The sequence below is a fragment of the Chryseobacterium lineare genome (assembly GCF_977014045.1).
In genome coordinates this window covers 831,444-843,653 of the sequence record NZ_CDRNIQ010000001.1, presented here as the reverse complement: position 1 = coordinate 843,653, position 12,210 = coordinate 831,444, and the positions used below count along the sequence as shown (strand labels likewise).

Here is a 12,210-nt window from a genome sequence, read left to right as displayed (position 1 = left end):
GCTTTTAGAGTTGGAGAGTTTTAGAGTTTGAGTGTGGGAGAGTCTTGGTGGCTGAGGTGACTCGAAGCCACTATTTACCCTCTCAAACCATCCCATATTCCCCTCCAACCCTAAAACCCTCCCACTCTCAAACCCTCCGACTCAATAATAGCTTCGACAGGCTCGTCACTTCGAGTAGATTTTGAAGAAATCGTATCGAGAAGTTTGTGAGTTTGAGGATAAATGTCATTCTCGATACATTTTTTCTTCACCTTGTTACGAAAAAACACTCGAATTGACGAAACACGAATGGCACTAATGGTTGAACAATAATTTCACTAATGTTGTCTGATTTTCTTTGCTGAGATCCCTACGGGATGACAAACGAGATGGATAGTGAATGACCATTTGCTGCAAAGGAAAATAAGATTTTCAAAAACTGATGTGTTCTTTTTGTTTTCAAAGTTGTAACCTAACTTCTTATGTGACTTATGTGTTAAAAAAACTCTTGTGCCTTATGATTGAAGCACAGGCGGAGGGCGGCCGAAATGATTGATGGTGATATGTTTTAGCTGGAAAGGATGAAAAGAGATCTGAATACATTTTTCTTGATCCCTTCTTGTGCTTATAAATAAAATAAAAGAAGATGGTATTGTTTCCTGTTGAAGTTTTAACGGAGAAGAAGTTCCGATAACAGCTATTGAAGATGAATTAGAAAGGAGTCCAAAAGTGTGTCTGCCTGTTGGACTACTCTTATAACAAGTATTCTCCGTTGGACTACTTGTGGACTTCTTATGAGAAACTTTGGGACAAGAGATTTTGATCAAAACCCTAGACCACTTCTTAAAAGATGCTTTTCTCAGGTTCTGACTGGAAATATATATTGGAGATTCTGCATACAAATACGAGTCTTCGGATACAAAGACTACAGAATCGGAGTGTAAAAACGTTTGAGCGCTCAACAATGATGATACCAAGACCACAAAAAAGCACAGCAACACCACGCGAAAGCGTTTGAGGGAGAGGGCTTTAGAGGGAAATATCACTTGTAGTCTCATGTTTTGTAAGAAAGTAGTCTATCGTAGACTACTTTTTTACATACAAGGCTCACCATTGCAAAACTTCTTAAAAAACAGGTGTAAAACAGAATGTAAATTCCGGCTGTTTTGCTCCAGGTTTTTCTTTAAAGACTTTATGATGAACAAAACTAAGAAATTAGAAAACAATTTGTTGTGTTTGGAAGTAAAAAGAATTTGTTTACATTTGTAGCTGAGAAAAGTAGTCTACGATAGACTACTTTTTTTGTGATGTTCAACCATTCCTCACCAAAGCCCATCAATAAAGAGTTTCAGAGAAAAAGGAATGATTTTCATTTCCTGCTCAACAAAAATGTATCCAGAATTTTCTACCTATGATCACCATGATTCCGGATATTAGGAATCAACTTATACGAATGAGATGGCCATTAGAATAAATGGCAAAAAAACCGTCTTGCCATATGACAAAACGGTTTTAAGGTTAATTAAAGGTTGTTGTATTAATCTACGTGTTTCGGAGTAAATCCATCTTCACTCAGATCTCTGTGTTTGTATTCGGCTTTCATTTCAGCTTCATAGTCTACTTTTTCATGTTTGCCCATTCTTCTTAAAATTGAATCGAATAGAGAATATACTACCGGTACAATGATCAGCGTAAGGAATAGTGATGAGGTCAAACCACCGATAATTACCCATGCCAGACCGTTGTTCATTTCCGCTCCTGCTCCTTTGGCAATCGCAATCGGGATCATACCAAAGATCATCGCAATTGTTGTCATCAGGATCGGACGAAGACGTGCATGGTTGGCCTGGATCAAAGCATCGTGTGTATTGGATCCGGCTGCTTTTCTCATATTGGCAAAGTCGACGATCATAATCGCATTCTTCGCCACCAGACCAATCAACATGATCATCCCGAGCATCGTAAAGATGTTCAGTGAATTTCCTGTGATGGCCAGGATCACCATAACCCCGATCAATGCCAACGGAATAGAGAACAATACCACAAACGGATACACAAATGAGTCGTACAGTGAAACCATTACCAGATATACCAATACGATAGCCGCCAGTAAAGCGATTCCTAATGTACCGAAACCTTCGGTCTGGTTTTCCATATCACCACTCCAGATGTAGGATACGCCTGCAGGTTTTGTTTTTTCATTCTCCATAAACATGGCAGCCCATTCATTAGCAACGTCTCCTACAGGACGACCTACTACTTTAGATTTTACCTTTACAGAAGGTGCTTTGTCTCTACGTTCAAGTAAGCTAGGCCCGGAACCCATTTTTACATCGGCAAACTGGCTTAGTCTTACCTGCTGTCCCTGAGAATTGATGAACATCAGGTTTCTTACATCATCAATAGACTGTCTGTTGGCATCTCCAAAACGGATGTTAATATCATATTCATATTCACCGGCTCTAAACTTTCCGTCCGTATTTCCGCTGAATGCTGTCTGCATGGTCTGTCCTACACCGGAAAGATTTAACCCTAAAGAAGCCATTTTATCTCTGTCGATATTCACCTGAACTTCGGGGCTTCCTGAGTCGGTTGACAATTCTGCATCTACAGAACCGGGAACTTTTTTAAGGAGTTCTAAAATTCTGTTGGCTTCCTTATTTGCCGTTTCATTATCCTGAGCTGTTACTACCAGTTCGATCGGAGCGTTGTCTGCCCCCATCAGACCGATTGGCGCTGTTTTAAATTCAACTCCTGTAAATTTCTCTTCTAAAGCTCTCTTGATTTTGGCTGACTTAATATCCGTACTTTCATTACGCTCAGATTTATCAACTAAAATCACCTGAATTTCCGATTGATACAGCGTTGCCTGAGCACCACCAAAACCTGATGACTGCTGACCTACCGTAGTAATCATATCCACTACATCTTTATCTTCTCTAAGATATTTTTCAACGGCAAGTGTTACCTGATTGGTTTTTTCTACCGAAGCATCTTTTGGTAATTCCATCTGAACAAGGAACTGCCCTCTATCCATTTTAGGGAAGAATTCACCACCGATAAATCCGAATGCTACAAGCATGAAGGAAGAAATCAGGATAATAAATGTTACGACAACCGTCATAACTCTTCTTAAGGTTGTTTTTAAACACCATTCAAGAATTCCTGTAATCCAGTGTGTGAATTTCTCCAGTTGCTTTTCAAACCAAAGGATAAATTTCTCAAACGGATTTTTGCCGGTAAGGTGCACCAATTTACCATATCTTGAAGACAACCAAGGGATGATGGTAAAGGAAGCCAGCAACGACAATAATGTCGCAATAACCACCGTTACACAGAACTGTGCAAGGATATCAGCCACCAAACCGGAACTCATCGCAATCGGTAAGAATACCACCACGATTACCAGGGTAATAGCCGTTACGGTAAAGCCAATTTCCGAAGCTCCATCGTACGCCGCACGGATTCTGCTTTTCCCCATCTCCATGTGTCGGTACACGTTTTCCAGTACCACAATTGCATCATCCACAAGGATACCTACCACCAGTGAAAGTCCCAGTAAACTCATTAAATTTAAGGTATATCCCATTAAATACATTCCGATCACCGTAGCAATCAAAGACATCGGGATAGAAACCATTACGATGAATGCGTTTCTGATGTTGTGAAGGAACAATAACATTACCACCGCTACCAGGATAATCGCTAAGAATAAGTCGAAAATCACGTGGTCTGCCGCTTCAAGGGTAAAGTCGGTAGTATCATCTACGATATTTATTTTAACGCCTTGGGTTTTATAGTTTTCCTGAACATTAGCAATCGTTTTCGTAACCATTTCTGAAACAGACACTGCATTCGCATCAGATTGCTTCTTCACCTGAAGTAAGATGGTTGACATCTGATTATATCTGGCTACTTTCTCAACATCTTTCTGTGTATCAAAAACTGTTGCAATATCGGAAAGACGCACCTGGGCACCGTTTTTATCCAAAACCACAAGATTGTTCATTTCCTGAACACTTTTGTATTTACCTGAAAGCCTTATGGTAGATCTTGATGTTCTTGTTTTCAGCGCTCCGGTAGGGAAATCGAGGTTGGAAGAAAGAATAGCCTGCTGTACGTCTGCGATCGCAACGCCATATCCCTGCATTTTCTTTTCATCTAAATTTACCTGAATCTCTCTTTCTTGACCTCCTACAAGCGTAACCTGTGCTACACCGTTCACACGGGAGAAAACCGGTTCTATTTTTTTATCTAAAAGATCATAAAGCTCTTTGTTATTCAGCTTACTACTCGAAATACTCAGTGTCATGATCGGAAGATCATCCAATGAGAATTTTTGCAGAGACGGCGGATCTGCATCATCCGGAAGGTCTGCTAAAATAGCATTTACTTTTCTCTGTGCATCGTTCAAAGCATAGTTTACATCGGCACCGGTGTTCAGCTGAACCATAACTACCGATAAACTTTCGTAAGAAGAAGATTCTACTTTTTTAACGTTTTCCAAAGAACCAACGGCGTCTTCTATTTTCCGGGTTACGGAAGTTTCCACCTCAGCGGGTGAAGCTCCCGGATATACCGTGGAAATAGTTACCATATTGGTTTCAAACTTCGGAATCAATTCGTACCCCATCATGGAGTAGCTTAATAAACCTCCCAGTGTAAGTATCGTAAATAATACGATCACCAGAGAAGGTCTTTTAATGGATATTTCTGCTAACTTCATCTTCTCTTACTTTACGATATTGATTTTTGAACCGTTATCCAGGTTGATCTGCCCGCTGGTAATTACCTGCTCGCCTCCATTTAATCCGCTTAAGATCTGAACTTTATCGCCATATACTTTTCCGGTCTGAACTTTAATTAATTTAGCCGTTCCGTTATTAACAATAAACAATTGTCCTGAACTTACCCCGTTTACGAAAGCTTCTGCAGGAACCGTAAGCATATTCTGGGTTTCGGCTCCATGATTAGTTTTGAAAGTCGCTGTCGCATACATCCCCGCTTTCAGGTTTCCTCTGTTCTGAACTTCAATTTCTACAGGGAAATTAAGCGAAGCATCACTTTTAGGAGCGATAAAGGTAATCCTGCCGCTGAAAGATTCGTCAGGCAAAACATTTACTTTAATAGGAACTTCCTGGCCCAATTGAATTTTACCGATCTGGCTTTCATCCACCAAAACAGAAAGTTTTAATGAGTTGATATTTACGATTTCAAATAAGGCTGTTCCCGGAGCAACCACCATTCCCGGCTCCACCATTTTTTTGTTGATAGTACCACTGATTCCCGCGCGGATACTTGTATCATTTACTTTTACGCCTTGTGCTCTTACGGCTGCCTGGGCGTTTTTCAGCTGTAATCTTGAATTGTCAAGCTGCTGCTTGGTAACACCACCTGTTTTGTAGGCATTTTCATAACGCTGATTATCAATCATCGCATTTTGCAAATTATTCTGAGCCTGGGTAACGTCTACTTCAATAGCATCTTTTTTGATCGTTGCCAAAACCTGTCCTGCTCCTACTCTGGAACCTTCTTTTACCAAAACGCTTACAATTCTTCCGGAGATCTCAGAAGACTGGTTTGACTCCTGCTTCGGAATAAAAGTTCCGTTGGCCGAGTAGTCTGTATCAATATTTTCTCTTGATACTTTTATAACATTTACATTGATCTTGTCTACCTGCTTGGCTACTTCTTTTACTTCCTGAGTCTGCTTTTCTTTATTACTTGCAATCTTATACGCCGCTAAACCGACCAGTACAGCTGCCACTATGATATATATTAGAGTTTTTTTCATTGTAGTTTATTATGGGTTTTGTAATGTATTTAATTCACCTTTCGCTTTGATTAATTTAATTTCAGCCTGCTTGTAATCCAATAGAGCATTTGCATAATTCTGCTTTGCCTGCGTAAGAGCATTTTCTGCATCCAGCACTTCAGTAAGGGTTGCAAGGCCATATTGATAGTTGGATTGTGTATTCTGCTGAACTCTTTCTGCCAGCCCTACATTATCTTTCATGCTTTCGATATTGATGAGTGCATTTTCCATATTGGTAATTGCATTTTTATAATCCAGACTAAGGCTCAGCTGTGTACTCTGAATATCCTGATCCAAATCCTGAATATCGATTTCTGCCTGATTAATCTTTGCTTTCGTAGCTCCTCCCGTGAATATTGGAATATTGATATTTAAACCGATCGCCGAATAATCACTCCAAAGTACTCCGTTGTTTATCCCATTGGTTAAAGGAAATTTTCTTCCCTGTCCGCCCCAGCCGTAATTAGCTACTAAACTTACTGTAGGATAAAGATAGGCTTCGGTTGCTTTTTTATTGAAAACAAGAAGTTCCCTGTTTTTATTTAACACTTTAATTTCCGTACGATTATCCAGATTGACGTTACTTGAAATCAGTTCAGGTTTAGGTTCAATACTTTTTTCTTCCAGCTCGATATCGGTACTGATCGGCACTCCCATATAGAATTTCAAAGCATTCTTAGAAAGTTCTACCGAGTTGATCAAAGTTTGCCTGTTGGAACCAATATTGGTAAGCTGAACATTTGTTCTGTCCAAGTCAATGGATTTTGCAAGGCCATTATCTACAAGGCTTTTGATCACATTTCTTACTTTTTCCGTATTGGTGTAGCTTGCCTGTACGGTTTTCAGATTTTCTTCCTGTACAAAAACCTGATAATAGGCTGTTGCTACATTCTCGATGATCTGTTCATTGGTAAGCTGAGCGTTAAGAACATAAAATTCTCTTGTTGATTTTGCAGCTTTAAGTCCCGTAAAAACTCTTTGGTCAAATATCGCCTGCTGAAGCTGTACCGATGCTGTAGAACTCCAAGGTTGTCCCAGCTGCGCTCTGATTCTTTCTCCCCCGAATTCAAGCAATGATTCCTGAATAACCGGATTGTAGGTTAAACCCGCCGTAGCAGTGATCTGTGGTAAAGCACCTGCCCTGGCTTCGTCAATTTTATATTCGGCTTTTTTGATCTGTAAAGCAGCTTTCTTGGCTTCTGCCTTATTTTGAAGTGCCTGCTTAATGGCTTCCTGAAGAGAAACCTGCTGTTGTGCAGTCACCGATGAAAAACCGAACATCATAAATGCAGCCGCTATTCCTATTTTTAGCTTTTTTGCAGTTATACGTTTTTTCATAATCTTATACTTCGTTTATTTTTTAATGTAAATTGTTTCTTATTGATAGTATTCCTAAAGGACGAATCATTTCTTAAAATACTTTAACATTTTTTAATTTTTAAATAACATATTTAAAATGATATCTTTTCTCTCTGAAATTATCTTATCAAATTCTTCTTCTTCGATCATCAGGTTTTCCATCAGCAACGGACGAACAGCACTTGGGAAAACTAACAATGAAATCATGTTGAGGACAAACTGTATCGGTTTCATTTTTTCAATGTTACCCAGCTCCATTTCAGCTTCTACTTCTCTGTATAACTTATTCAGCTCATCTTCCTCGATATCTTTCTGATGACAGTTTCCTTTATTAATCTGTGATACGATATAGGTCTCCAGGTACGGGTACTGTAGACTTGTAGATAAGCTTCCCTCAATGAACTGCCCGATTTTTTCCTTAAATGGCAGGTCGGAATTCATGATTATTTCAGATTTTTCATGTTCTACTCTTTGAGCTTCGTCAAAAATAATCTGGATCAAATTATCTCTCGAACGGAAATAATAATTGATCAGCGTTCTGTTGACACCTGCAGCATCGGCAATTTCCTGTGTAGTGGCATCAAACTTCCCTTTCACAAAGAATAGATTCTTCGCAGTTTCCTTGATTAATTCCTGTGTTTGGTCTTTTTTTGCTTGATTTGACATTTTTGTTAAACAAATTTGTGCAAATATAAATCAATCAATTGTTTTAACAAAATTGTTAAACAAAATAATTAAAAGAAAATTTTATGATTTCTGTCATATTTTAACATAATGCTTTTGTATTAATCATTTTTAATCTTTTAAAATAAGGGGTTTCATTATATTTGCCGGAAAATTAATAACCAATGCGAAAACTGTTGTTTCTTTTTACAATTCTTTATTGTGGATTTAGTTTTGCTCAAAGCTTACTTTGGGATTTCCAAACGACGAGTCCAATTATTGAGTCACAGCATTATATTACTTTAAGTGATACAGATTCCCAAGGAAATATATATGTAGCAGGCAGGTACGGAAGGTTAGCATTCCCAAGTATAAATAGTATTTCATTTGGTAGTATAACTAAAACAACATCACCAAATGAACTATCAAGGGCTGTCATTGCTAAATTAGATAAGCACAAAAATGTTATTTGGGTAAAAGAAATTAGCTCAAATTATAGTTCTTTTATTACATCTCTAGTCATAGATAAACAAGACAATATAGTTATAGCAGGCAATACGGATGGACAAAATTTAAAATTAGATCCAAATTCTGATACTATTTTTGACACCGGAATCTTATCTTCAAGCTCTTTTCTTGTAAAGCTTAATCCCACAGGCAACTTTGTATTTGGTAATATATATAATTATGTAGGAAATATGACCTGCACTATTGATGAAAATAACAATATTATATCTACGGGAAATTATGCTAATTACCAACCATTATTTATCACAGATTTTAACCCAGATCTTAATATCACTTATAGTTTACCTGCTCCAAATGGAATTTTCATTATGAAAAATAACCCCAATGGATCTTTCGCTTGGGCACGTCCGCTTCACGCACATAACACTCCGGCAATAAACTGTGTAAAAGTTGATAATGATAACAATATTATCATATCAGGGAATTTTGAAGCATATCTAAAAATAGACAATAATACCTTCCCTGCCGGCAACACTGGCTCTAACCGGTACTTTTTGGCCAAATTTAATAATGATGGTAACTTTTTGTGGTATCAAAATCTTTCTACCTACAGTTTCTATTTGAATTCATCGAATTCCAAAATCGATATTGATAATGATAACAACATTTACACAGCAAGCACATATTATGATTCACAGACAATAGGTTTCCCAAACATGATTATTAATGCTCCTTTTGGAGGCAGAACAATAGTTTATAAAATAAACAGCAATGGCCATTTAGTTTGGAATTCCTTAATAAAAGGTGATGGTGCCTATGATTTTCTTTCCATAAAACTAAACCCAGATAATACCATCAATTTTTTTGTATGCTATACAGGCAATACAATTAAAGTGATTAATGGAAATAATAATACGGAAGAAACAATAAAAAAGCTGGATCTAGGTCTCAATTACAGCTATTTAAGTCGTCATGCGGACACTTATTATTTAAAGTTCAGAAATGATGGTAAACTAATTTTCAATAAAAGTGATTTCTCTTCTTTTTCATATAGTCAAAATATCGATTATGAAGGAAACATAATTTTAGCCGGGTACTATGATGACTATCAAGATTTTGATCCTGACCAAGACATTAAAATTATAAAATACACGAATGGAGATATTAACGGTTCAATACAAAAATTTGGAAAATGTTATAATGGAACTCCTGACGGTGATAAGATACAAACATTTTGTTCTTCAGAAAATCCTACAATACAAGACTTGCATCCAAGCACCGCTTATACAACCTGGTATGATTCGCCTATATCACTTTATCCTTTAGCTACGAATACTCCCTTACAAAATAATGCTACATATTATGCATCAGTCCAGGATGAATCGTGTCCATTTAACCCTAGACGTCTTGCCATAAACGTAATCATTAAGGACTCTCCGCCGCCATTAATCGTAAATGATTTTTATTTCTGTAGCAATGTAAATCAAATGACTTTAAATCAACTGAATATTAATAACAATCAAAATATTCATTTTTATGATTCTTCAGGAAACTTAATAGGTAACTATGCAAATATTATTGCAGGAAATCAATATTATGTCACCCAATATGGTAATGGCTGTGAAAGTACGAAAGTTCCTTTTAAAGTTTTTTCAATACAGGGACTTATTCCGGTAGCCAACCCCCAACAAACTTTCTGTGCAAGCGGTCATCCTACAATTAGTAATCTTCAGATTACAGGTCAGAATATCAAATGGTACGATGCAACAGGAAATATTTTACCGGTTACAACAACCTTGGTGAACGGACAAACATATTACGCTTCCCAAACTATTAACGGGTGTGAGAGTAGTACAATTGCCATTCAGGTGACAATCACAGAAACTCCAAAGCCTGCAGGAAATTCTGTACAGGATTTTTGTGCCTCATCAAATCCTACCCTTACTAATTTAATTGTTACCGGAACTGCAATAAAGTTTTATGATGCCGTCGGAAATGTTTTACCAATTACCACCCCTCTTGTTCATGGAGTAACTTATTTTGTGACACAGACTTTAAATAATTGTGAATCGGATAAACTGCCTATTTCAGTAACTCTTTCGACTAATAATGTTCCGGCAAATGACTTTTCTGCCACGATATGCAACAGCTCAACAGGAAATTCAATGACGATAGATCTGACTTCTTATCAGTCCAATCTCATTATGAATCCCGGGATCTATACGTTTACTTATACTGATGATCTTGGAAATATTATCAGCAGCCCATCCAATTATACTATGAATGTTGGGTCGACAGTTATTCATGTAAAGGTTGCCACAGCAGACGGATGTTTTACGGTTGTTCGATTAAGTCTTACCCTAAATCCTAAACCAAAGCTTAATCTTCCGGAAAAGATTGATTTCTGTAAAGGTAAAACGGTGACTCTGGATGCCGGAAACGGTTATTCATCATACCTCTGGAGTACCGGAGCCACCACTCAAACCACTACAGTTTCTGCACCGGGAAATTATTATGTAACAGTAACCAACAGCTTCGGATGTCAGAACACGGATAATGTGGAGGTAAGCTATACGGTACTCCCTGAAATTACTGCTATCAATGTGAACAACAGCTCTGCAACGGTGATTCTTTCTGCAACAGGGAATTTCGAGTATTCTCTGGATAATTTCACCTGGCAGAGCTCTAATATTTTTACGAATTTAAATATCGGTGAATACATCGTTTATGTAAGAACTAAAGAAGGCTGTATTATTGGTCAGAAACCTTTTGTAATTTTTAATATTCCAAACGCTTTCACTCCTAATGGCGACGGATACAATGATAAATGGAAAATCTCAGGATTAGAAAATTATCCCGGAACTGAAGTAAATGTTTATGACCGAAGAGGATTGCCTGTCTTCAAAGAAGTGATCACTAAAAAGTCACTTGAATGGGATGGTAAGCTCAACGGAAGCCAAGTCCCTACAGGAAATTACTGGTACACCATCAAAGTATCTGATGGCAGAGTGTACACAGGATGGCTGATGATTAAAAACAGAGAATAAGAAAAAAGAGCAGAAATTTCTGCTCTTTTTCATTTTTATAACAATTTGATTTTATCTTCCAGAATATCAATGATTTTATCTTTGTAAAGTCCACCGATAGCCTTTTTAAAATTCTTTTTGCTCATTTGAACTTCATCTTTGATTTCTTCAGGAGAAGACTTATCCGAAAGGTACAGCAGTCCGTAATTTTCCTCCAATCTGTCAAGGATTTTCTTTTTAAATTCGTCAATATTTTCAAAGCCCTGAGGTTGTAATGAAACATCTATTTTCCCATCCTCTCGGATTTCTTTGATATAGCCCGTTTCTTCAGACAGAGGATACAATTTTTTAAAAACATCAGAACTATAAATCAAGCCTATGTATTTTTTATTGATAACGACATTCCAACCCAATTCGCTTTCATTCATCATGATAAGATCAACTTTATCCCCTTTTTGAAAAGGCAGATCCTGATATTGAGGATTTCTTTTAAATTTTGTTGTTCCTGTTATCAAATCGAGATCTTCATCCACATAAATATGAACGAGATATCTTTTACCTTCAACTATTTTTGTTTTCTGCTGCTTGTAAGGAATGAAAAGATCTTTGATAATTCCCCAATCCATAAATGCACCACTAGGCAGGCTCTGCACGCAACTCATCACTGCAAATTCACCAACTTCCGCCAATGGAATTTCAGTAGTTGCTTTTAATTTATTATCATCCTGAAATACAAAAACTTCAATCTCGTCATCTGTTTCTTTGTCTTCCTGAATGAAAATCTTTGGTAAAAAAGCTTTTTCACCCGATTCATCCGTTAAGATCCATCCTGAATTATTTTTATCTGAAATTTTTAAAGTCTGAGTTTTTCCGAGTTGCATTGATGATAAAATTAGTCGG

Annotated in this window: 6 protein-coding genes; 1 reads left to right on the top strand and 5 read right to left on the bottom strand. The window is 37.4% G+C overall.

Features of this window, described 5'->3' with window-relative positions; all coding sequences use genetic code 11:
* Window positions 1-1,516: 1,516 nt before the first annotated feature.
* The 4 genes from ACWNCI_RS03665 to ACWNCI_RS03650 all read right to left on the bottom strand — a co-directional run bounded on the left by ACWNCI_RS03665 (window position 1,517) and on the right by ACWNCI_RS03650 (window position 7,819).
* Entirely contained in the window at window positions 1,517-4,705 is a 3,189-nt protein-coding gene (locus tag ACWNCI_RS03665; protein WP_449387232.1) for an efflux RND transporter permease subunit, read from the bottom strand.
* Window positions 4,706-4,711: 6 nt separating this feature from the next.
* A complete protein-coding gene (locus ACWNCI_RS03660) occupies window positions 4,712-5,773 on the bottom strand; it encodes an efflux RND transporter periplasmic adaptor subunit (protein ID WP_042720673.1) in 1,062 nt (353 codons plus the stop codon).
* Window positions 5,774-5,782: 9 nt separating this feature from the next.
* The gene (locus ACWNCI_RS03655; RefSeq protein ID WP_449389478.1) at window positions 5,783-7,135 is read right to left on the bottom strand and encodes a TolC family protein; all 1,353 of its coding nucleotides are present in this window, start codon (window positions 7,133-7,135) and stop codon (window positions 5,783-5,785) included.
* Window positions 7,136-7,225: 90 nt separating this feature from the next.
* On the bottom strand, window positions 7,226-7,819 hold the full coding sequence (locus ACWNCI_RS03650) for a TetR/AcrR family transcriptional regulator (RefSeq protein ID WP_042720671.1): 594 nt from the start codon (window positions 7,817-7,819) through the stop codon (window positions 7,226-7,228).
* Between the two features lie 695 nt (window positions 7,820-8,514).
* Here ACWNCI_RS03650 and ACWNCI_RS03645 point away from each other — a divergent pair.
* Complete coding sequence (locus ACWNCI_RS03645; RefSeq protein ID WP_449387231.1) at window positions 8,515-11,331, top strand: T9SS type B sorting domain-containing protein; 2,817 nt, start codon at window positions 8,515-8,517, stop codon at window positions 11,329-11,331.
* Between the two features lie 35 nt (window positions 11,332-11,366).
* On the opposite strand, the gene ACWNCI_RS03640 is transcribed toward ACWNCI_RS03645, so the two are convergent.
* Window positions 11,367-12,191 carry a CvfB family protein gene (locus tag ACWNCI_RS03640; RefSeq protein WP_346985568.1) on the bottom strand — a complete coding sequence of 275 codons (825 nt, stop codon included), beginning with the start codon at window positions 12,189-12,191 and terminating at the stop codon, window positions 11,367-11,369.
* Window positions 12,192-12,210 lie beyond the last annotated feature (19 nt).

Coding starts and splice junctions, on each gene's coding strand:
- ACWNCI_RS03640 (WP_346985568.1), bottom strand. CDS start 12,191: ATGCAACTCGGAAAAACTCAGACTTTAAAAATTTCAGATAAAAATAAT.
- ACWNCI_RS03660 (WP_042720673.1), bottom strand. CDS start 5,773: ATGAAAAAAACTCTAATATATATCATAGTGGCAGCTGTACTGGTCGGT.
- ACWNCI_RS03645 (WP_449387231.1), top strand. CDS start 8,515: ATGACCTGCACTATTGATGAAAATAACAATATTATATCTACGGGAAAT.
- ACWNCI_RS03650 (WP_042720671.1), bottom strand. CDS start 7,819: ATGTCAAATCAAGCAAAAAAAGACCAAACACAGGAATTAATCAAGGAA.
- ACWNCI_RS03665 (WP_449387232.1), bottom strand. CDS start 4,705: ATGAAGTTAGCAGAAATATCCATTAAAAGACCTTCTCTGGTGATCGTA.